Below are 22,133 nucleotides of genomic sequence, written 5' to 3' on the forward strand. Positions count from 1 at the left end.
CGCCCTGCCGACATGAACCACCTTCTAAGGAGAGGCTGTCCGCTCGAAGGATCGCGGTCGCCAACCCGTCGCGACCAGCCTCTCGTAACCCGGATGACTGCGGATGCCGTCGAGCATCCTGTCATGCCGGATCAATCCCATCATGTCCTCCGAACTTTGCCGGACATAGGCTTCGAGATATTGCATCGCCGTTTCCTGGTCGCCGGCCGCTGAATAGATGCAGGCGGCATTGCAGCATGTGACGGGATCGTCTGGATCGAGCACCAGCGCGCGCTGGACCCAAGCGAAGGCTTCCGACGCCCGCTCGAGATGGACCAGGGCGATGGCGCCGCGCGACAGCGGCGCGGGATTTTCCGGCTGCAGCACCGCGGCCCGTTCGGCCAGTTCCAGCGTGAGCTGGGCCCAGACCAGTTTCTCCGGCGAGGAGAGGTCGACCTCGGCAAGGACGAAATAGGGGCCGAGATAGTCGTCGGGCCGCAGTTGCGCCGCCTCGAGGAAGTGCGCCTTGGCGATATCGTGCTCGCCTTCCATCCGGGCAAGGAAGCCCGCGAACAGGCGCGCCTCGTAGCAGGAGGGATCGAGGGCGAGCGCCTTCGCATAGGCCGCCCGCCCCTCGTCGAGCCGCCCGAGACGCTGGAAGGCGAGGCCGCGCGTGACGTGGGCCTCGGCGAGGCTCGGGTCCAGCGCCAGCGCCTTCTCCGCGAGCGCCAGGATCGATTGCGGCGTCTCGCTGCCGGCGAGCCATTCCAGAAGGAAGCAATCGCAAAGGGCTGCGGCCGAATGGGCCCGCGCGAAGGCCGGATCGAGCGCGGCCGCCTGCATGAACATGCGGCGGGCGACGAGCAGATACGCCTTGGACCAGTGGCGCGCGAGCGGCCAGCCATGGCGATAATAGGTATAGGCCTCCATGCTCGCGGTGCGGGAGAGCTGGAGGGCTCGCCGTTCCTCCGGCAGAAGCTCCAGCTCCAGATGCCGCACCGTCGCCGCGGTGATCTCGTCCTGGATGGCGAAGACATCGGAGAGGTAGCGGTCGAAACAGTCTGCCCACAGGATCGTGCCGGAGACCACATCGACAAGCCGGGCGGAAACGCGCAGCCGCTCCCCCGCCAGCCGCACGCTGCCATCCACCGCATAGCGGACGCCCAGCGCCTCGACCGTCTCAGCCGGTGGAGATGCCGCATCTGGAGAACGCGCGGGGCGCGAGATGACCCTTAGCTGCCGGCTGCGCGTCAGCGCCGTCGCGATATCCTCCGTCAGCCCTTCCGCGAACCAATGGTGCTCCCGGTCGTTTGCCAGCGGCCGGAAGGGCAGCACCGCGATGGAGGGCTTTTCCGACTGCCGCATCGGAAGCCGGCTGCGGCTCTGGACGTGTTCCGCATCCACGATATAGCCGCGCCGCGGCACGGTGCGGATGAAACCCTCGGCAGCAGCACCGAGCGCGGCGCGAATGTCCTTCAGGCACTGGCTGAGCGAGTCGTCCGTGACGATCGATGTCGGCCAGACGGCGGCGATCAGTTCCTCCTTGTCGACCACCCGGCCCGGATTTTCGAGAAGATAGGTAAGCAGCGCCAGGGATTTCGGCCGCAACGCCACATCCTCCTGGCCGCGCTGCAGGCGCCCGCGGCCGAGATCGAGACTATGGCCTGCGAATTCGTAGATGCGTTCGGGCCTCATCCTCCCCTCCCCGCACGACGGAAATATACCTCAGTCGCCCAGGCGGAAATAGTCGAATATCACAGTCTTTTCCGGATGAAGCGGCCGGGAGAGCGGGTCCCATTCGACCTTTCGGACCTTGCGATAAACGCCGATATCGCCAAGCTGCTCATCGCTCAACCGGGAGAATGCTTCGAGAGCTCCTGCATCCGTCAGGCGGCAGCTGGATTCGCCGTTTGCCTTTCCGGATCGTGGAATCACGCGCTTGAGAAAGACGATAACCGTCTGGAAGGTGGCAACCGGGAGAACCGGGTTGTCGATACGAAGGTAAGCCATGGCTCGCTCCATTCGTTTGAATGGTGCGAGACTCCCATGCCCATCCCGCGAAGTCCGGAAGGTTCGGGGAAATTTCGCTGAATTCCGGCTGAAACGGTGGTGGCTGGATTATCAGCCTTCATTGCATCCGGGGGATGGCTATGCAGCGTTTGGGATCAGATTGGCCAATCATGCCGCGACACTGGTCGCCAGAACCGGGCACGTGTTGCTCTCGAACACCGGCACAACTTCTCCCACGCCCCGTTTTGCTCTAACCTCCCACCATGAATGTGCGTGGATCGGCCGAGTCATTTCTCGGGCCGAGCAAGCAGCTTCCTTCCACCCACCTTGTCTTGCCCAAAAAACATGATAAATTTCGTCATATTAAATTGGCCAACCCTGCGGCGGTGGCGATCGAATTGGGGCGGCTTGGCAAGGTGAGCTATCTGCATTCCATGACCTGCTTTACCGAAGGCATCAAGGTGCTCGCGCCGGTGAAATGGCGCAGCCTTGACGGCATGGTGGGGGTCTTCTGGGATGCGGAAGGCCAGGCCGGCGCGAGGGGCTATTATCTTTCACCCGATCCGCGCATCGTCATCTTCTTCAACGACGTTTCGCCCTTCATCCGGATGACCAATCGCGAAGGCGGCATGACGGGATATTCGCGCCCGATGACGCGGGCGGTCTACGTGCCGGCGGGCGTGCCGCTCTGGACCGGCTTTACCGCCACCCACCGCTTTTCCCATCTGGACCTGCACCTTCACAGGGACCGGCTGCTGCGGTTCCTGTCGCCTTCGGTCGGCGCCTCCGCGGCGCTGGCGGCCCTGCGCCGGCCGGTGGAAATCCAGGATACCGCGGCGATCGAGACCCTGGCCGGCCTGCTGGTCGGCGAAGTGTCCGCCCCCACGAAACATGCCGTCTTCGCCGAAAGCCTCGTGGCGGGAATCGTCGCCGGCCTGCTCGACATTCCCGATCACGGCGCCGAGCAGCCCAACGGCCGGCTCACGCAGGCCCAGATGAACAGGCTGATGTCGCGTCTTGGAAGCTGCAACGGCAACCGCCTCAGCGTCGCCGACATGGCGCAGACCGTCGGACTTTCCGAAAGCTGGTTCGCCAATGTCTTCAAGCAGACGACGGGCAAGACGCCGCTGCAATGGCAGCTCGGCAAGCGCATCGACCTCGCGCAGAAACTGCTGGTGGAAAGCGAGCTGACCATTGCCGACATCGCGGCCCAGCTCGGCTTTTCCGACCAGGCGCACCTCACCAAGGCCTTCCGCCAGGTCGTCGGCGGAACACCCGCCGCCTGGCGGCGGATGCAGCAGTTTTCCTGAACCGAAAGCGTCCCGCCCGTGCGGTCTGGGCGGGGCGGACGCTCACCAGGTCTGGCGCAGCGTCGCGTAGATTGCGCGACCCGGATTGTAGTAATACGCACCGCCGTCATCATTGGCGATATGCTTCTCATCGAACAGGTTGCTGACGTTCAGCTGGAACGTCGTGTTCTCCTGTATCTTGTAGGTGAAGGCGGCGTCGAAGACGATGGCACCGTCCGACTTCCGGGTGTTTGCGTTGTCGAAGTAATACGAGCCCGTATAGCGAGCGCCGAGCCCGAAGGTCATGTCGCCACGGCTCCCGTTGCCTTCCAGCGTATAGGTGCCCCACAGCGAAGCCAGATGCTCGGGCACCTGCGCGAAGCTGTTGCCATCGAGCGTGCCGCCTTTCTCGACGATCCTGGAGTCGATGTAAGAGTAGGCGGCGATGAGGTTGATATTGTTGGTCATTTCGACCTTGGCTTCAAGATCGAGACCGCGATGGCGGATTTTGTCTACCGTCGCGGGCAGGTATATGGGCGCGTCGCGGGTCGTGATGTTCTCCAGCGTCAGGTCGTAGATGGACGCGCTGAATAGTGCTGGGAAAGCGTCCGGCCGATATTTAACACCGACTTCATATTGCTTGCCGGTGGTGGGCTCGGTCCCAACGCTCGGCGGCGCGACGGATTCGGCGTAGCTGACATAGGCCGCAAATTCGTCCGTGATCTTGTAGTTCAGGCCCAGTCGCTTGGTGAATTCGCTATAGTCGTCCGCCGTCGTGGTTCCCGCAGCCAGATCCGTCTCGGTGAGATCAAGCCAGTCGTTGCGCAATCCGATGCTCGCGGTCAGCCTGTCGAAGAAGGTCAGGTCCTGCTGGATGTAGATGGCCTTGGTCTTCTGATCATTCTCCTGCCAAGTCCGATACGTGAACGTACCGGGCGGGCCGGAAAAGACAGGGTTCTGCCAGTCGATTCCGGGTGCCGTGCCGCCCCAGATCGGCGGATACTCATAGAAGGTATCGCCCGTCGATTCGAATCTGCTGTATTCGACGCCGGCAAGCGTACGGCTATCGACTTGGCCGACATTCGCCTCGTACAGCATATGCGCGTCCATGACGAGCTGTTCGTCGGATCCCTTGTTCTTGAAGAAAATACGATCCGCCTCGGTATCCGCCGGGTCGAAGGCGCCCAGCTCATCATAGATATAGGCATATCCGAAGCCTGTATTCGACTTGCTGTAGCGGGCGCTGGAGTTGAAGGTCAGGCCGTTGCCAAAATCATGGTCGAACATGACGCTGTAGGTGTTTCTGTTCGTCGTATCGTAATTGAAACCCGGCTCGCCGAAAAAGCGGTCCCTGTCGAAATCCGTACCCCTTGGATGACCGCCGCCGCTGGGTGTGCCATCCCTGTCCAGATGGTCGAAGGTGAATGTTAGGCTTGTCGTGTCGGTGGGGCGCCAGGTGAGGCCACCCATGATGAAGTTCTCGTCATCCTGGGAATAATCGTATTCGGCATCCGACCGCTGGAACTTGCCGGTCAGGCGGTATGAGAGCGTATCGTCTTCGGTGATATTGTCGCCGAAATCGAATCCCACTTCCTTGTGGTCGAACGATCCTCCGGTACTATAGACCTCGCCGAAGCGTTCGCTTTTCGGCTTCTTGCTCACGTAGTTCACCGAGCCGCCCGGATCGGAAACCCCGAAGCCGGTGGAATTGGCCCCTTTCAGGACCTCGATGCGCTCGAAGGCATAGGGCTCTTCGAGAACGCCGCTCCAGGTCCTGCCGACGACCAGCCCGTCGCGATAGGTAAAGGGTGTGAAACCGCGGATCTTGAAATAGTCGTAGCGGTCGTCCGAGCCATAATAGTCCGTGACGACGCCGGACGTGTATTGCACGACTTGCTCGATGCTGTTCGCGGCGCGCTCCTGGATTTCCTTGGAGGTGATGACCGAGACCGTGGCCGGCGTTTCCAAAATGTCCGTCGGCATCTTGCCGACGGCGGTGGTCTTGCGCGCCACGATCGTCTTCGTATCATCGTCGTATTCGGCAACGCTGCCGCCATCGACAGTGATCGTTTCAAGCGTTGTGGCGGAACCCGATTCCGCCTGCTGCGCCATCGCAAGGGTCGGCGTGAGCGCGACCAGCGCCGTGCACCCGAGAAGAATCGCATTCCTGTAGCGGGTGAGGGGCTGCCGGCCGTTGCTGCCTGTCTTGCTGATGGTCATTGTGCTTTTCCAGAGGTCGATGTTGCCATTGCGGCCGGCGGCGGCGGTGCGCCGTCCTGTCCAGCCCGGAGCCATCGGCTTTCCGTGGCCGGCCAGACCCTCTTAGCCCGGCCGCCGTCAGCGATATGCGATGTCCCCTGAGCGCCCAATAACTTGAGACGTTTCCTCCGGTATTGTAGAATCCCCCGGTTTTGTACAAACCCACGGAAACTTCGCACCTGCCGGACCGGGCGGCCGGCATTCGCCTTGACGACGCCCCATGAACCTGAAACGGAAACTCCACTTTTAACCGCTCGCGAGGGTTCCGCCAATGCCGCGGCTTTTCCGCTTTTCCCTGGCCCTGCTCGCCATCGTCCTGTGGACCGCCGGTGCGCGGGCGGCGGAGGACACCGCCTACCCCATCGTCATCCATCACGCCTTCGGCACGACGACCATTACAAAGAAGCCGCAGCGCGTGGCGACCGTCGCCTGGGCGAACCACGAGGTTCCACTGGCGCTCGGCGTGGTGCCCGTCGGTATTGCCGCGGCCAATTTCGGCGATGACGATGGCGACGGGCTGCTGCCCTGGGTCGCCGAGAGGCTGAAGGACCTGGGCGGCGAGGCGCCGGTGCTCTTCGACGAGGGCGACGGCATCGATTTCGAGGCGGTCGCGGCGACCCGGCCGGATGTCATCCTGGCCGCCTATTCCGGCCTCAGCCAGGCGGACTACGATACGCTGAGCCAGATCGCGCCCGTCGTCGCCTATCCGCAATCGGCCTGGTCGACCGACTGGCGCGAGATGATCCGCCTCAACAGCGCCGGGCTCGGCATGGCCGCGGAAGGCGAGGCGCTGATCGCCCGCATCGAGAAGGAGATCGCCGACACGGTCGCGGGCTACCCGATCCTCAAGGGCAAGTCGGCGATCTTCGTCACCCATCTCGACGTGACCGACCTCAGCACCGTCAATTTCTATACGGCCAACGATACCCGCGTGAAATTCTTCGCCGATCTCGGCCTCACCTCGCCGAAAAGCGTGCTGGAGGCAACGAAGCCGGGGCAGTTCGCCGCTAGCGTCAGCGCCGAGCGGGTCGATGCCTTCGACGATGTCGACATCGTGGTGGCCTATGGCGGCGTACCGCTGCTCGATGCGGTGAAGGCCGACCTTCTCCTGTCACACATGCCCGCCGTCACAAAGGACGCTCTCGTCATGCTTGGCCGCAATCCGGTCGGCACCGCCGCCAATCCGACGCCGCTCTCCATCTCCTGGGTGCTGAAGGATTATGTCGCGCTGCTGGCCGAGGCCGCCGGGAAGGCGAAATGACGCCCGGCGCCACGGCACTCGGGAGCCTGCCGGGGGCCATCGGGCGGGCGCGCCGCCTGCGCGCCCTGTGGCTGCTGCTCGCCGCGGCAGCGCTCGTCGTGCTCGCGGCGCTGTCGGTCGCGATCGGCACGCGGGATGTCGGCCTAGACGACCTTGCCGCGGCGCTCGCAGGAAAGGCCGGGACCATCGGCGAGGCCGCCGTCGCCATGCGCATCCCTCGGACGGTGCTGGCGCTGCTGGCCGGCGCGGCCCTCGGCCTTGCCGGGGCGATCATGCAGGGCGTGACGCGCAACCCGCTCGCCGATCCCGGCATCCTCGGCGTCAATATGGGCGCTTCGCTCGCGGTCGTCGTCGGCGTCGCCTGGTTCGATATCGCTTCGGCCCATGCCTATATCTTCACGGCCATCTTCGGCGCCGGGGCGGCCGCGGTCTTCGTCTACGTCATCGGTTCGCTGGGACGTGGCGGCGCGACGCCGCTGAAGCTCGCCCTTGCCGGCGCCGCCACCTCCATCGCCTTCTCCTCGCTGGTCATCGCCGTCGTGCTGCCGCGCGCCGACATTGCCGGCGGCATCCGCGCCTGGCAGATCGGCGGCGTCGGCGGCGCGACCTTCGAGCGGATCGACCCGGTTCTGCCCTTCCTTGCCGCCGGCTTCGTCGTCGCGCTCCTTTCCGCCCGCAAGCTGAATGCGCTCGCCCTCGGCGACGAACTGGCCGCCGGCCTCGGCGAGCATGTCGCCGTCACGCGCGCGGTCGCCGCCTTCGCCGCGATCCTGCTTTGCGGCGCGACGACGGCGGTCTGCGGCCCGATCGGCTTCGTCGGCCTCGTCGTGCCGCATCTCGCCCGGCTGCTGGCCGGCAGCGATCACCGCTGGCTGCTGCCCTTTTCCGCCATCGGCGGCGCCGGCCTGCTGCTGGCCGCCGACATTATCGGGCGCATCGTCGCCCGGCCGGCCGAGCTCGACGTCGGCATCGTGACCGCCCTTGTCGGCGCGCCCTTCTTCATCTGGATCGTCCGCCGCCAAAGGGTGCGGGACCTGTGACCATGCTTGCCCCTCTCCCTCACGCCCTCGTCGATTCCGTTGCCGAAAACCGCCGCCGCCGCGCCCGCCGGCACGGCCTCGTCATCGGCCTGCTCCTTGCCCTCATCACCGCCGCCTTCGTGCTGGCCCTGCTTCTCGGGCAATCCTTCACCCCGCCGCGGGATATCCTGCGCGCGCTGATGGGCGAGGACGTGCCGGGCGTCGCCTTCACGGTCGGTCAGCTCCGGCTGCCGCGCGCCGTCCTCGCCATCCTCGCCGGCCTCAGCTTCGGCCTCGGGGGCGTCGCCTTCCAGATCATGCTGCGCAATCCGCTCGCAAGCCCCGACATCATCGGCATCAGCTGGGGCGCCAGCGCCGCGGCGGTCCTCGCCATCGTCGTGTTCGGGCTGAAGGGGCCGATGGTCTCGATCCTCGCCGTTGCCGCCGGGCTCGGCGTGGCGCTGCTCGTCTACGCCCTTTCCTTCCGCAACGGCGTCGCCGGCACGCGGCTCATCCTCGTCGGCATCGGCGTTTCGGCCATGCTGGAAAGCGTCATCGCCTATATCCTCTCGACAGCCCCGGCCTGGACCCTGCAGGAGGCGCTGCGCTGGCTCACCGGCAGCGTCAACGGTGCGCAGCTCGGCCAGGCGCTGCCGCTCCTCGCCGCCCTCGTCTTCTTCGGCGGCTTGCTGCTCGGCCGCGGGCGCGATCTCGAAGCGCTGAGGCTGGGCGACGACACCGCCGCCGCGCTCGGCGTCCGCGTCGGGCGAACGCGCGTGCTCGTCATCGTCGCCGCCGTCGGCCTGATCGCGAGCGCCACCGCCATTTCCGGGCCCATCGCCTTCGTCGCCTTCCTTTCCGGGCCCATCGCCGCTCGCATCGTCGGCAACAACGGATCGCTCCTCGTTCCCGCGGCGCTCACCGGCGCGGCGCTCGTGCTGGTCGGCGATTACTGCGGCCAGTTCCTGCTGCCGAGCCGCTATCCCGTCGGCGTCGTCACCGGGGCGCTCGGCGCCCCCTACCTGATTTTCCTGATCGTGCGCGTCAACCGGTCCGGAGGTTCGCTATGACATCCCATACCCTCCTCGCGAGCGGCCTTTCGGCCGGCTACGGCGACGCCGTCGTCCTCGACGGTCTGGACATCGCCATCCCCCCGGCCCGGATCACCGTGATCGTCGGCGCCAATGCCTGCGGCAAGTCCACGCTTCTTCGCACGCTGTCGCGGCTGCTGCCGGCCCGCAGGGGCAAGGTGCTGCTCGACGGCAAGTCGATCCATCACCTTCCCTCGCGGGAGCTAGCGCGCACGCTGGGACTGCTCCCCCAGTCGCCCATCGCGCCGGAGGGCATCACCGTCGCCGACCTCGTCAGCCGCGGGCGGCATCCGCACCAGGGCGTCTTCTCGCGTTGGCGGCGCGAGGACGACGAGGCCGTGGCCGCGGCGCTGGCGGCGACGAAGACCGAGGACCTGTCGGAACGGCCCATCGATGAGCTTTCCGGCGGGCAGCGCCAGCGCGTCTGGATCGCCATGGCGCTCGCCCAGCAGACGGACCTGCTGCTGCTCGACGAGCCGACCACCTTCCTCGACATCAGCCACCAGATCGAGGTCCTCGACCTCCTCACCGACCTCAACCAGATGCGCGGCACCACCATCGTCATGGTGCTGCACGACCTCAACCTCGCGGCCCGCTACGCCGACCATCTCGTCGCCATGGCGAACGGCCGGCTGCATGTCGCCGGACGGCCGGAGGAGGTGCTGACGGAGGAGAATGTGCGGCAGGTCTTCGGCCTCGAAAGCCGCATCATCACGGATCCGACCTCGGGCCGCCCGACCATGCTGCCGATCGGCCGGCACAGGATGATCGGGAAGGACCGGACAAGACCCCTGGAAGACGGAATAAGAACATGAATGCACTCACGGAATTCAAGCTTGCCGGCATCGCGCTGCCGAAGGATGCCGCGGGCATGCTCGACGAGGTCTGCGAGCATTTCATCGAGCATGCCGAGGTCCGGCGCACGGGCGATGCGGCGACCCTCAGGAGCGAGATCGGCACCGCGCATATGCGCATCGAGGCCGGGCGCCTCCTGATCGACCTGTCCTGCCCGACACAGGAAGCGCTCCAGATGAGCCGCACGATCATCGCCGAGCACCTGTTCTATTTCGCCGGCGACGATCCGCTCGAGCTCACCTGGTCCGGGCCTGCGCCGCGCACGCGGCCCGCCAACCTCCATGAGATCACGGTGGTCTCGGCATCGGACGTCACGCCGCGCATGCGGCGCGTGGTCTTCGCCTGCCCGGATGTCACGCCCTTCATCGGCGGAGACATGCATGTCCGCCTGCTCGTTCCGCCGAAGGGCCGCGCGCCGGTCTGGCCCGGGCTGCAGGAGGATGGCCGCATCGCCTGGCCCAAGGGCGAGGACGCGCTGGTCGTGCGCGTCTACACCATCCGCGCCATCGATGAAGAGCGCGGCGAGATCGCCGTCGACTTCCTCCAGCACCCGGCCGCCGGCATTGCGACGCTCGGCGCCGATTTCGCCCGCGATGCGCGCCCGGGCGACAAGGCCGCCCTGCTCGGCCCCGGCGGCGGCGGCCTTCCGCAGGCGGGATCGATCCTTCTCGCGGGCGACGAAACCGCCCTGCCCGCCATCGCCCGCATTGCGGCCGAGGTGCCCGCCGGTACGCGCATGCAGGCGATCATCGAGGTCGAGGACGAGGCGGAGGAGCAGCCGCTCCCGACCGCCGGCTCGCTCGATGTGCGATGGCTCCACCGCGCGGGGTCCGGTAACATGCTGGCGCAGGCAGCGCTGCGGGCCGTGGCGGAAATGGACGACGAAACCTTTGTCTGGGTCGCCTGCGAGCGGGAGGACGTGCGGCGCATCCGCGCCGCCCTGAAAAGCCGCGGGCATGACCGGAAGCGCATATATGCGGCCTGGTACTGGGAGCGCGAAAGAACACCCTCTTCCCACTGAACCGGCTGCGTGACGCTGGCGGTTCCTGGTTCAATCCCGAATGCCGCGCGGACAAAGCGCACAAATAACTTGACTATTATAGTCATATATTGTGATCGTTCTCCGACCGAAACATGTATTCGCGGCACACGGCCTCGCGCCGGCCGCAATGCATTCCCCTTCCCCGGAGAACGCCGTGGAGATCATCCGGGCCTGTGGCCTCAACATCTTCCTGGAGACCGCCACCGTGCGGCGGGAAATGGTGTGGGAAAGCGTCACGCCGCCCGGCCACTGGCTCGGCACGCTGCTGGAAGGCAGCCTTTCCGTCCAGCAGGAGGGCCTTGGCGAGCACCAATGGGAAAGCGGCGGCGGCACGATCTTCTCCGCCAGCGAACAGGTCGCGACGCGCCATGTCGTCCTGCGCGACGGCAGCGTGGCGGCCGTCTTCGTGCAGATCGAGGCGGACATGGCCGAGCCGCTGGTCGGCGGGGACACGCTGGCGCTGATCTCGCGCAAGACGCCGGACCCGCGCCTTGCCTTGCCGGAAGCGGCGCGCACCATCGCCTGGCAGATGCTCGGCTGCCCGCTGCAGGGCCCGGCCCGCCGCCTCTACATGACCGGCAAGGCGATGGAGATGGTCGCCCATGTCCTCGACGATGCTGCCGCGCCCGGCCATGCCGGCGTCACGGCGGGATGGCCGGCGCGCGACATCGCCCGGCTGCACGAGGCGCGCAGCATCCTGCTGGCCGAGCTCGCCTCGCCGCCCAGCGTGCCGGAGCTCGCCCGCCGCGTCGGCACGAATGCCAAGAAGCTGGGCAGCGGCTTCCAGGCGCTGTTCGGCACCAGCGTCTACGGCTTCGTCAAGGCGAACCGACTGGATGCCGCCCGTATGCTGCTGGAGGGCGGCGAGACGTCGATCGCCCGTGTCGCCCGGCAGGTCGGCTACCAGCCGCAGCATTTCGCCACGGAGTTCCGCCGCCGCTTCGGCGTCGCGCCCACCACCATCGCCGGCAAGGCCCGCTGACCGATAGTCCGTTTCCCGAACGTCTTTGCCGCGATCCCGAACGGCCCTGCGATTGTCCCTCACGCCGGCCCCATGCGAAGACCCTCGCAAACATGAGGGAATTCATCATGAATGGAAAACGCCACGCCGCCCTGCGCGCCGCGACCGTCCTTGCGGCCACGGGCCTCGTTCTCATCGACGCCGGTTCGCCTGCCGCACAGGAGCAGGAAGCCGGCGGCACCACGTCCGGGGCAACCGTCCTCGAACAGATCGTCGTCACCGCGCGGCGGCGCGAGGAGAAGATCCAGGAGGCGCCCGTCGCGGTGACCGCCATTCCCGCCGAGGAGCTCGGCAAGGGCCGGACGGACACGATGGAGGATGCCGCCTTCAGGACGCCGAACGTGCTCTTCAACGGACAGGGCGGCCCGGTCAGCATTCGCGGCGTGACGTCGCTCGGCATTTCCGGCGGCGTCGACAGGCAGCCGGCCGTCGGCATGTTCCTCGACGACGTCTACCTCGCCCGGCCGATGGGCTATCCCTTCATCCTCGAAGACCTGGAGCGAGTCGAGGTGGTGCGCGGCTCGCAGGCGACGCTCTACGGCAAGAACACGATCGGCGGGGCGGTCAACCTGATCTCGCGCGAGCCCGGCGACACCGTCGGCGGCGAGTTCTCCGCAAGCATCGGCACGGACCTCGACAGGCGCTTCAAGGCGGCCTTCGAGACGCCCATCGAGGGCACGGACTGGGCGGTGCGCGCCTCCGCCGCCTGGAGCGGCAATCGCGGCTATATCGAAAACCTCGTCACCGGCGAGGATGTCAGCGACACCGACATCTTCTCCGGGCGCATCGTCGCCACCGGCGAGGTCGGCGACGGCACGAAGATCAGGATCATCGGCGATTACACCCGCGACCGCAGCGACGGCGGGCTCTGGTATGCGCCGCTGCCGCTCGCCTTCGACCACGAGGCGACCCATGATTTCGAGCCGGAGAACAGCGTCGACAGTGGCGGCCTCTCCGTCCGTATCGACCATGAATTCGAGACCGTGCGGCTGACCTCCATCACCGCCTTCCGCGGCCACGAGATGAGCAGCTATCTCGACGGCGACTTCACCGCCACGCCCTTCATCGGCCAGGCCCAGGAAGAGACGCAGCGCCAGTTCAGCCAGGAAATCCGCCTCTCCTCGCTGGACGACGACGTCTTCCGCTGGAGCGGCGGGCTCTTCTACATGCATGAGCGCTTCGAGGGCACGCAGTATTTCGACCTCGCGGCCTTCCCGCGGGATGTCTGGAGCAGGGACGTCTTCGAGCAATCGGCGGACACGGTGTCGGTCTTCGGCGAGGCCGGCTATTTCCTGACGCCACAATGGGAGCTTTCGGCCGGCGGACGCTACACCTACGACCGCAAGTCGACGACGAGCGAGATCTCCTCGCCGAGCGGCAGCTTCATGTTCGGCACGCCCGGCCGGGCCGAGGGCGACGTGTCCTTCTCCAACGTCTCGCCGGAAGCGGCCCTCACCTATCACCTGTCCGAAGGCAACATCGCCTATGCCAAGATCAGCCGCGGCTACAAGTCGGGCGGCATCAGCCCCTATATCGAGGCGGACGGCACGGCGAACCGCTACGATCCCGAGACCACCACGTCCTACGAGCTCGGCACCAAGGCGACCTCGGCCGACGGCCGGTTCACCCTGGCGGCCTCGCTGTTCTACATCGACTGGAAGGACCAGCAGGCGGTGATCTACACGACGCCGTTCACCCGCGTCTATCGCAATGCCGCTGCGGCGACGTCGAAGGGCCTGGAGATCGAGGCCACCGCGCAGCTCACCGAAGAATTCGGGCTGCGGTTCGGCTATGGCTACACCCGTGCCGGATACGACGATTTCGTCGATACGGTGATGGGCGCGGTCTATACCGGCAACGACCTGCCCTTCGCGCCGCGCCACAGCGTCAGCGCGGGCCTGCGCTTCGAGCGGGAGCTCGAAGCCGGCGCGGTGCTGAAGGCGGGCCTCGACTATACGTTCCGCAGTTCCTACGCCTTTACCGCCGACAACGGCTATCGGCAGAAACCGACGCATCTGGTGGATGCCCATATCGGCATCGAGAAGGACGGCTGGAGCGCTAGCCTCTGGGCGAAGAACCTGACAGACGAGCGCTACCTGAAGAACTATTTCAGCTATAGCGGCACCGACATGGGCGTGGCGGCTCCCGGCCGGACGATCGGCATCACGCTGGCCAAGGTGTGGTGACATGGGCGGGAACGACAATACCATGCTCCTCGCCGCCGCCGCACCCGCTCCGGCGGAAACCGGCCGGCTGCGCTTCTTCCTGATGATCGGCGCACTCTACTTCACGCAAGGCTTGCCCATGGGGCTTTCCATGGAGGCGGTGCCCGTGCTGATGCGCCAGAGCGGCGTCTCCATGGACGTCATCGCGCTGGTGCCGCTCGCCGGCCTGCCCTGGATCGTCAAGTTCCTCTGGGCGCCGGCGGTCGACAATCGCTGGAATGCAAGCCTCGGGCGCCGCAGGAGCTGGATCGTGCCGATGCAGATAATCCTCGCCGCCTGCCTCCTTCTGCTCGCCTTCCTTCCGCTCGAAGGAGCCGGCCTCTGGATGGCGGTGACGGCGCTCATGATCGGCTCGATCGCCAGCGCCACGCAGGACACCGCGACGGACGGCCTGGCGGCCGAGCAGCTTGCCGGACGCGGGCTTGCCTATGCCAATGCGCTGCAGGTCGGCGGCATGATGGGCGGCTTCATGGTGGGCGGCGGCGGCGTGCTGATGGTCGCCGACAGGCTCGGCCAGCAAGGCATATTTCTGCTGCTCGCGCTGTTCCCGATCCTGACCGTCGCCATCGCCCTCTCCTGGCGCGAGCCGCCACGTCCCGCCACGGCGCAAGGCGGCGGCAAGGCCCGGCTCGCCGACACGTTCCGCCGGCCCGGCATCGCACTTCTCCTCATGCTCGCCTTCATCTATGGCGGCGCCCATGCGGGCGGGCTCAGCGTCAGCAGGATATTCCTCGTCGACCAGGGCTGGTCCAACCAGGATACGGGCCTCGTCGCCACGTTCAGCGGCCTTATCATGGTGGTGCTCGGCTGCCCGCTCGGCAGTGCGCTGACGGCGCGCAACCGCTGGCTCGCCATGGGATCGGGCATGACGCTCGCCGCCCTCGCCTTCGCCCTCTTCGGCCTCATTGCCGCGGGCATCCTGCCGACAGGCTGGTTCTCCGTCCTGCCGGCAATCGGCGTCCTGTCGGTCGCGAGCGGCTTCATCGCCGTCTCGGCGGCGACGATCATCATGGCCTTCGGCGGCGCGGGAAAACAGGCGGGCACGGACGTGACCGTGCTCCAGAGCGCCAATGTGCTCGGCGAGATGGCGATTGCCGGCCTTGTCGTCTGGGCAGCGGGACGCACCGGCTATGTTCTCGCCTTCGGCGGCGCGGGTATCGCGCTCGTCCTTGCCCTTCTCTTCGTCTCGCGCGCCGCGCGCGCCATTCCCATGACCCGATAATCGAGGCTCATCCATGCTGAAGCTTTCCTCCACCATGGTCGACCGCATCGCGCGGCGGCCGGGCGGCCTTCTCGGCTACCTGCTCTACCGTTTCCCCCTCGGCCACCGGCCCGGCTTCGATCTGGCGCTCAGGCAGCTTCCGCCGGAAGAAAGCGATCTCGTGCTGGAGGTCGGTTGCGGCGGCGGCGTCTTCCTGCGCCGGCTGTTGAAAAGCGGCTGTCGCGCCGCCGCCATCGACCACAGCCCGGACATGATCGCCAATTCCGGCCGGCTGAACGCCCGGGCGCTCGCCGAAGGCCGCCTGACATTGCACGAGGCCGACGCCGCGGCCCTGCCCGTCGCGAGCGGCACGATCGACAAGGTCTATTGCCTCAACGCCTTCTTCTTCTTTCCCGAGCCGCTCGAAAGCCTGAAGGAGATGGCGCGCGTGCTGAAGCCCGGCGGCCGGCTGGCGCTCATCACCTCCCCGCCGGCCTTCCGGAAGCAGATCGCGAGGATCTCCGCCAGCATGGCGGAGACCATGCGCTTCGACGAACCGGCGACGCTTGCCCGATGGGCGCACGAGGCCGGCCTGATGCCCATCGAGACACGCGAAGTCGCGAGCGCCGGCATTCTCTTCATCGCCCGCAAGGAGGACAAGGCATGACGAAGGAGCCCCTCATCGAGGCCCCCGGCTTCCGCGGCCGCATCACCGGAAAGCTCGGCGACATGCTGGTGATCGACGCTGAGGTGGAGGCCGACATTCCCGCGCATGCGGGCGAAACGGCGGAATTCGCCATCGTCGTGAGCGGCCGCTTCGAGCTGTGCATGAGCGGATCCACGCTCTCCTTCGGGCCGGGCGACCATCTCGTCGTCGAGGCGGGCGTCGAGCATGCCATCCGCGTCATCGAGCCCGGCCGCCTCGTCCTTATCGGCAAGATGTGACCCGGCACGTTGCCGATCCGCGCCGTGCGATCAGATGGGCAGGACCTCGACATGCCCGCCGGCCGGGATGTTCCCTTGCCCGGGAGGAAGGACGATCATCACGTCCGCGAGCGCGAGGGCGCGAATGCTGGCCGAACCCGGATAAGGGAGCGGTTCCACCGTCATTGCGTGACCGGGCTCATGCCGAAGCCGGCCCGGAAGGACCTGCGTCCCGCCGCCTGTTCTGGAGACCGGCTGGCCGAGAGGAAGCCGCCAGACATTCCTGCCCGGTTTCGTTCCTTCCAGGCAGGCGATGATCGCGCGGCCCAGCAGGTTGAACCCGACAGCGGCGGCGAACGGGTTTCCCGGAAGAAGCAGGATGGGGCAATCGTCGACATCGCCGAACCCGATCGGCTTGCCCGGCCGCAGGTCGAGCTTCCAGAATTCGAGAAAGCCGCGGCGGGAAACGATCTGCGTCAGATGATCGGCAAAGCCGACGGAAGCCCCGCCGGACGAGACCAGCAGATCGTGGCCGCTCGCCGCCTCGACGAGCTTCGCGAGGATCGCCTGCGGGTCGTCCGCGGCGATACCGAGATCCGTGACCTCCGCGCCGGCCGCCTGGAGCATCCGCGACAGCATCGGCCGGTTGGTATCGTAGATCTGGCCGCTCTTCAGGAATCCGGGGCTGTCGACAAGCTCGTTGCCGGTCGAGAGCAGAGCCACCTTCGGCCGCGGCACCACCAGCACGGAGCGCAGGCCGAGCGCCGTCAGGAGCGCAAGCTGGCCCGCACCGATACGCGTACCGGCCTTCAGCAGGACGTCGCCCCGCGAAACGTCCTCGCCGGTGCGGCGGATATGCGGTTTTCCACCGGCATCCGCCGTCAGATGGACCATGTCGCCCGCGACCTGCGCCGCCTCTTGCACGACGACACGGTCGGCGCCGGGAGGCAGCGCTGCGCCTGTCGTTATCCGAGCCGCCTCGCCGGCCGGGAGCGCATGCACGACCTCCTGTCCCGCGGCGATCGTCTGGGTGATCTTGAGACAGGCGGTTCCATCCGGCAGGATATCCTCCGACCGGATGGCGAAGCCATCCATCGCCGCATTGTCGAAACGCGGCAGCGAGACGGGAGCGACGATATCTTCCGCCAGAACAAGGCCATGGGCCGCGGACAGGGATACCCTTGCGGAGGGTATCGCCGCCTCGACATAGCTGGCGATGAAGGCCAGCGCGTCATCGAGGGTCTTCACTTTGCCATCGTTCATGATCTTCCAGGCCCAATTCGCTCGTCCGTTCGATCAAGCGGCGTGCGAAAGATAGCACAGGGACCGCAATTGCCCCCTACACCGATATGGACTCTTCCCAAATCAGTATATTTTTTGAAATATATCGACGTATGAAACAGCCGAGCCGGCGGCCACGCCATCCAGACCAGAGAGGGAACATGCACAAGGAGATCCGGATCTCGGCAGCGCTGGTCTTTCGCGACGACGGCGACACGCTTCTGGTGCGCAAGCGCGGTACGCATGCATTCATGCAGGCGGGCGGAAAGATCGAAGACACGGAAGGACCGAAGGAGGCCCTTATCCGGGAGCTGAAGGAAGAACTGGGTCTCGACATTGCCGCCGACCGCATGACGCCCTTCGGCTCCTACCAGGCCGAGGCCGCGAACGAACCGGGATACATCGTCAACGCCTATGTGTTCCTGATCCGCCTTCGCGACGAGGTCATCGCCCCGGCCGCAGAGATCGAGGAGGCGCGATGGATAAAGGTCCACAATGCCGCGTCCCTGCCGCTCGCCCCCCTGACCCGCGACCGCATCCTCCCGGCCTTTCGCCGGATGCAGCTATCGATGGAATTGGAGCGATAGGGAAACACGTTCGCGACTTAGTGGACCACCTCATGAGAATATCTGACCAACACATTTATCGGAAGCAGGCCCGCCCGGCTGCTTTGCGTTTGGCGAAGTCGATCGCGAGGATGGAGAAAATGAGGAGGCTGGTGCCGACCTGTTGCCAGTAAAAATTGAGGCCCGCCAGCAAGAAACGATTGACGGCGCCGGGGCACGGCCACCGGACGCGCGGGTCGACGGTCGTCCGGATGAGGGGAGCTTTTCGTCCTTGGGCAGCTTTGCCTTTGGCCGCGCCAAAAGCTTGCTTGCTTGCTGTTGCCCGTTTCAAGTTCGCGGGTGGCTTCCTCGAATTTCTTCTCGACGCCCTTTCGTTTGGCATAGCCCAGCCCTAGACGGATTCGAGCGGATTTGATACGTGTAACGCGAAGGCGAAGAAGCTAAACGCTCCTGCACCTTCGCGCTTCCCCCCTATGGAGGGATGGGTTGAGCCGCCTAAGGCGGCTTCCGGTATTCTCCGGGTCATGAACCACATGACACATCCTCCTTTCTTGCTAGGGTTCTGTCCCGCGTGACGCTGGCGAGCAGAGACGCGGAACACTCGATTTGAAGAGAGCGGCATCTTCAGGTGTCGCTCTTTTTGATTCCAGCTCCCGACATGAACTGCTGGAAGCCATCGAACCATTGTTTCTTGATGTCGTCCGGCCAGCTAGGATCAAACTCTGGGAACTTGCTCAGCAACCGGTCAACCACAGAAACGGTCGGGTCGACCTTTGGTGGCGGCTGGTCCTGTATGTTATCGTCGATCTTGACTTTAGGGGCAGCTTTCGCCCGCTTCCCACCATTGGAACGCGCGCGTGGGAACGTACCCTGCTCGATGCGAGGGCCAAGCGGGATACCGACTTCCTTGGCGGCATGAAGGAAGAATGTCCGACACTTTCGAAGGATATCTTCCTTTGCTCCGGTCGCTTCCTTGAACTTGTCGGCAAACATCGTCGGCGTCGCCGTCATCAAATCTAGCTCGAAGATATATGGGTAGGTCGCCTTCATTACCTGCCGAAACGGCTCCTTGAATTCTGCGGTGCCGAGCGCGTCCACCAACGTCTTCAACATCGGCTTCGGGACACGGTTGTCGTCAATCAGGCTCAGTGCCTTCAAAGTATGAATAACCTGGTTCTGCATTCCGCCGGAAAAGCGACGTAGGACCGACCGGTCGATCTGCGGCGGCATGCTAGTCTTTAATTCTTCGAGCAACCTAAGGAAAGTCTTATACGAAATGTAAGGAGGAATCCTCGAGCCCTTCACCCGTTCGGAGTCGCTTGCGGATTCATTGTTCAAATTCTGCGGTTCATCTACCATGCGCCCTCCGAACTTATCCCGACCTTCCATAAGATGCTAAAGCCAGCCTCTGCAGTCAGTATGCTAGAGTCAATTTCCGCCGTCAACCAACTCTGAACCCAAAACGATCAGAACATAAGAACTACATAGTTCATCACGGTAAAATCCATCCGGGCAATAATGCAAAAGGAATTACACATGAAAGTGGTTATTCAAATTATTACAATAGCTTACAACGAAAAATCCATCGCCATATTTTCCGCTTATAGCAATCCAAAGCTCTCATACTCAGTTGCCAAGGGGGCATTGATGCGATTGTGAATAGCGGCACGTCCTTGGTTTAATTCATAAACGATCGATTATGTGTGCAGCATGATCGCTGTTGACGCAGAATTGGAATTAGCCTGGACTTCCGACGACTGAACCAAGCTTCACAATCTCTGGCATCAATGCGAGCGCTGGCCGTAACGTTAAGACTTCGGTTGCCGACTGCGTCGGGGTAGCCACAAGATTGGTGTAGCTAGCCTCACCTCTGGCAGTCGTGTTTCGTGTCATAAAGCAGGTCTACAGTAGATGAACCCGCTTGCTTACGAAAAGCAATTGCTAGCAACATTGGCCTGCCATAAGCGCCAGCCGCGAGCTACACCCCTGCTTAAGTATCATCAACAGCGGCTCGCATAGCGCGAAACTTGTGATCAGTTCCGGGTTGCCGATTGAACGCGCGCCCTTCGTCATGGCTGTTTCCCGTTGACAAATATTCATTCCCCGGCTTCTTATCCGGCAATCAACCCGTTGGGCACGTATTCCACGACCGGCGGGCCGCTGCTTCTTCCCACAAGAGCCTTTCATGCAAATCACATCGGCGGGCGACCGCTTTGCCGCCTTTCGGCATCGTTCCTACACCCAGTTTTTCTTTGCCCGTTTCCTCGCCGCCTTTGCGATCCAGATCATCTCGGTCGCCGTCGGCTGGCAGATGTATGAGGTCACCCGGAGCGCCTTCCTGCTCGGCATGATCGGCTTGGTGCAGTTCTTACCCTCGCTGCTGCTCATCCTGGTCACCGGTTCCGTGACCGACCGCTACAGCAGACGCTCCATCGTCTCGATCTGCCTTGCCATCAGCGCGTTCTGCGCCGCCGCGCTGCTGCTGCTCACCGTTACCGGCACCTTCGCGCCCGTCCCGGTCTTCGTCATTCTCGTGATCTTCGGCATCGAGCGCGCCTTCATGGGACCGGCGGTCCAGTCGCTTTCGCCCAATCTCGTGCCGGAAAAGGACCTCGCCAACTCCTTCGCCTGGAATGCCTCGTCCTGGCAGACGGCCTCGATCGTCGGCCCCATGACGGGCGGTCTGCTCTACGGGCTCGATCCGACGGTCGCCTATTCGGTCGCCCTCGCCTTCATGGCCGCCGCCACCGTACTGGTCTTCCTCATCCCCAAGCCTGCCCAGCGCAAGGTCGGCGAACCGACGAGCTGGACCTATATCCTTGCCGGCTTCAAGTTCATCCGTTTCGAGAAGGTCGTGCTCGGCGCGATTTCACTCGATCTCTTCGCAGTGCTGCTCGGCGGCGCTGTCGCGCTGATGCCGATCTTCGCGTCCGACATTCTGGTTCTCGGGCCGCTGGGCCTCGGCCTCCTGCGTGCGGCTCCCGGCGTCGGCGCGATCGCCATGGCGATCTTCCTGGCGACGTTTCCGATCCGGCATGGTTCGGGAATCAAGATGTTTGTCGGCGTCGCCGTGTTCGGCCTCGCCACGATGGTTTTCGGCCTGTCGCAAACGCCGTGGCTCTCGATCGTGGCGCTCGCCTTCATGGGCGCCGGCGACATGATCTCGGTCTATGTGCGCGAAACGCTGATGGCGCTCTGGACGCCGGACGAAGTGCGTGGCCGCGTCAATGCCGTCAACTCGGTCTTCATCGGCGCATCGAACGAACTCGGCGAATTCCGCGCAGGCGTCATGACGCATTTCATCGGCGTCGTACCGGCTGTCGTCATCGGCGGCATCGGCACCCTGGCCGTCTCGGTGCTCTGGGCGTGGATGTTCCCGCAGTTGCGCAAGATCGATGCATTGGACGCGCCGGACCGAAAATAACGTTCACAAGACTTTTGATAGCTGTGACGCCCTGTTCTCAAATGCAACCTCCGACCCGAACATGGCCGGATCCATTTCTGCAGACCGGATGGCCCACCATGGATAGCCATGAAAACAGCCGCGCGGCAAAGCGCGCGGCTGTTTTCATTCATGCCGGTTAATTCTTGCCGACGAACGAGCAGATCGCGCCGGCTTCGGCATCGTCGCGATTTGTCTGCGAGGCGGCATCGCAGCGCCTTTTGATCTCGGCGCGCTGGTCGTCGGAAAGCTTGGTCCAGCGATCCGGCCATTCCGCCTCCGACCGCATCTTGCGGTTCTGTACGTCGCTGAAGAACACGTCGCCGGATTCGCCGCTCCAGATCTGGTGATTATCACCAGCGCCCTGGTTCACCGCCGAGTGATCGGCCTCGCCACCGGGCGACTGATTGTTGTCGCCTCCCTGTGTCTGCGCATAGGCCGAAACGCTCATGAATACGGCCGCAGCCGTTACCGTTGCCAGTTTCAAAAACATCTTCATCTCCTCGTTTGGCGGACAATCCGCATGATGGGCAAACCCCATCAGCTGGCAATTGTTCCGACGCCGTCGGTATCGTTCAGATCGAAGAGGAGAGTGAAGAGGAACAAAGGTCGCCGAAGGCTAACGGGATACCCGCTTCGGTGGGCGTTTGTCTTGCAAGAGAAGACGA

19 protein-coding genes and 1 pseudogene are annotated in these 22,133 nt (G+C 64.6%); 13 read left to right on the top strand and 7 right to left on the bottom strand.

The genetic code is table 11. The features are described from left to right. Positions 1-24 precede the first annotated feature (24 nt). Both ACZ1A1_RS10895 and ACZ1A1_RS10900 read right to left on the bottom strand, forming a co-directional pair. Complete coding sequence (locus ACZ1A1_RS10895; RefSeq protein WP_463619937.1) at positions 25-1,674, bottom strand: winged helix-turn-helix domain-containing tetratricopeptide repeat protein; 1,650 nt, start codon at positions 1,672-1,674, stop codon at positions 25-27. A 30-nt stretch (positions 1,675-1,704) separates the two neighbouring features. Then, positions 1,705-1,989 (bottom strand): hypothetical protein, encoded by a 285-nt coding sequence (locus ACZ1A1_RS10900; protein ID WP_463619938.1) that lies wholly within the window; start codon positions 1,987-1,989, stop codon positions 1,705-1,707. Positions 1,990-2,405: 416 nt separating this feature from the next. Between ACZ1A1_RS10900 and ACZ1A1_RS10905 the strand changes: the two genes are divergently transcribed. Then, positions 2,406-3,299 carry a helix-turn-helix domain-containing protein gene (locus tag ACZ1A1_RS10905; RefSeq protein ID WP_463619939.1) on the top strand — a complete coding sequence of 298 codons (894 nt, stop codon included), beginning with the start codon at positions 2,406-2,408 and terminating at the stop codon, positions 3,297-3,299. 42 nt (positions 3,300-3,341) lie between these two features. On the opposite strand, the gene ACZ1A1_RS10910 is transcribed toward ACZ1A1_RS10905, so the two are convergent. After that, the gene (locus ACZ1A1_RS10910) at positions 3,342-5,498 is read right to left on the bottom strand and encodes a TonB-dependent siderophore receptor (RefSeq protein ID WP_463620110.1); all 2,157 of its coding nucleotides are present in this window, start codon (positions 5,496-5,498) and stop codon (positions 3,342-3,344) included. A gap of 310 nt (positions 5,499-5,808) precedes the next feature. On the opposite strand from ACZ1A1_RS10910, the gene ACZ1A1_RS10915 reads away from it, so the two are divergent. From ACZ1A1_RS10915 to ACZ1A1_RS10960, 10 genes are all read left to right on the top strand, one after another. Then, positions 5,809-6,798 carry an iron-siderophore ABC transporter substrate-binding protein gene (locus tag ACZ1A1_RS10915; protein WP_463619940.1) on the top strand — a complete coding sequence of 330 codons (990 nt, stop codon included), beginning with the start codon at positions 5,809-5,811 and terminating at the stop codon, positions 6,796-6,798. After that, positions 6,795-7,838 carry a FecCD family ABC transporter permease gene (locus ACZ1A1_RS10920; protein ID WP_463619941.1) on the top strand — a complete coding sequence of 348 codons (1,044 nt, stop codon included), beginning with the start codon at positions 6,795-6,797 and terminating at the stop codon, positions 7,836-7,838. Before ACZ1A1_RS10915 ends, ACZ1A1_RS10920 begins: the two co-directional genes overlap by 4 nt. 2 nt (positions 7,839-7,840) lie before the next feature. Continuing rightward, positions 7,841-8,887, top strand: coding sequence for a FecCD family ABC transporter permease (locus ACZ1A1_RS10925; protein WP_463619942.1), 1,047 nt, complete (start codon positions 7,841-7,843; stop codon positions 8,885-8,887). Further along, complete coding sequence (locus ACZ1A1_RS10930) at positions 8,884-9,723, top strand: ABC transporter ATP-binding protein (protein ID WP_463619943.1); 840 nt, start codon at positions 8,884-8,886, stop codon at positions 9,721-9,723. The genes ACZ1A1_RS10925 and ACZ1A1_RS10930 overlap by 4 nt, the downstream gene beginning before the upstream one ends. Beyond that, positions 9,720-10,784, top strand: coding sequence for a DUF2218 domain-containing protein (locus tag ACZ1A1_RS10935; RefSeq protein ID WP_463619944.1), 1,065 nt, complete (start codon positions 9,720-9,722; stop codon positions 10,782-10,784). The genes ACZ1A1_RS10930 and ACZ1A1_RS10935 overlap by 4 nt, the downstream gene beginning before the upstream one ends. Positions 10,785-10,959: 175 nt before the next feature. Continuing rightward, on the top strand, positions 10,960-11,787 hold the full coding sequence (locus ACZ1A1_RS10940) for a helix-turn-helix transcriptional regulator (RefSeq protein ID WP_463619945.1): 828 nt from the start codon (positions 10,960-10,962) through the stop codon (positions 11,785-11,787). 107 nt (positions 11,788-11,894) lie between these two features. Then, the gene (locus tag ACZ1A1_RS10945; RefSeq protein WP_463619946.1) at positions 11,895-14,012 is read left to right on the top strand and encodes a TonB-dependent receptor; all 2,118 of its coding nucleotides are present in this window, start codon (positions 11,895-11,897) and stop codon (positions 14,010-14,012) included. A 1-nt stretch (position 14,013) separates the two neighbouring features. Then, entirely contained in the window at positions 14,014-15,273 is a 1,260-nt protein-coding gene (locus tag ACZ1A1_RS10950) for an MFS transporter (protein WP_463619947.1), read from the top strand. Between the two features lie 13 nt (positions 15,274-15,286). Beyond that, positions 15,287-15,919, top strand: coding sequence for a class I SAM-dependent methyltransferase (locus tag ACZ1A1_RS10955; protein WP_463619948.1), 633 nt, complete (start codon positions 15,287-15,289; stop codon positions 15,917-15,919). Further along, on the top strand, positions 15,916-16,197 hold the full coding sequence (locus ACZ1A1_RS10960; protein ID WP_463619949.1) for a cupin domain-containing protein: 282 nt from the start codon (positions 15,916-15,918) through the stop codon (positions 16,195-16,197). The genes ACZ1A1_RS10955 and ACZ1A1_RS10960 overlap by 4 nt, the downstream gene beginning before the upstream one ends. A 30-nt stretch (positions 16,198-16,227) precedes the next feature. Here the strand turns inward: ACZ1A1_RS10960 and ACZ1A1_RS10965 are convergent, their stop codons facing one another. Further along, on the bottom strand, positions 16,228-17,439 hold the full coding sequence (locus tag ACZ1A1_RS10965; protein ID WP_463619950.1) for a molybdopterin molybdotransferase MoeA: 1,212 nt from the start codon (positions 17,437-17,439) through the stop codon (positions 16,228-16,230). A 179-nt stretch (positions 17,440-17,618) separates the two neighbouring features. Between ACZ1A1_RS10965 and ACZ1A1_RS10970 the strand changes: the two genes are divergently transcribed. After that, a complete protein-coding gene (locus ACZ1A1_RS10970; protein ID WP_463619951.1) occupies positions 17,619-18,044 on the top strand; it encodes an NUDIX hydrolase in 426 nt (141 codons plus the stop codon). A 55-nt stretch (positions 18,045-18,099) separates the two neighbouring features. On the opposite strand, the pseudogene ACZ1A1_RS10975 reads toward ACZ1A1_RS10970, so the two are convergent. Continuing rightward, a pseudogene (locus ACZ1A1_RS10975) lies at positions 18,100-18,225 on the bottom strand (ABC transporter permease); the annotation flags it as partial. 422 nt (positions 18,226-18,647) lie between these two features. After that, the gene (locus tag ACZ1A1_RS10980; protein ID WP_463619952.1) at positions 18,648-19,382 is read right to left on the bottom strand and encodes a hypothetical protein; all 735 of its coding nucleotides are present in this window, start codon (positions 19,380-19,382) and stop codon (positions 18,648-18,650) included. Positions 19,383-20,208: 826 nt separating this feature from the next. Between ACZ1A1_RS10980 and ACZ1A1_RS10985 the strand changes: the two genes are divergently transcribed. Beyond that, a complete protein-coding gene (locus ACZ1A1_RS10985) occupies positions 20,209-21,447 on the top strand; it encodes an MFS transporter (RefSeq protein ID WP_415215100.1) in 1,239 nt (412 codons plus the stop codon). Between the two features lie 157 nt (positions 21,448-21,604). On the opposite strand, the gene ACZ1A1_RS10990 is transcribed toward ACZ1A1_RS10985, so the two are convergent. Then, entirely contained in the window at positions 21,605-21,958 is a 354-nt protein-coding gene (locus ACZ1A1_RS10990; RefSeq protein WP_313192515.1) for a hypothetical protein, read from the bottom strand. Between the last annotated feature and the right edge of the window lie 175 nt (positions 21,959-22,133).

It is taken from the genome of Shinella sp. R2-11 (assembly GCF_055330205.1).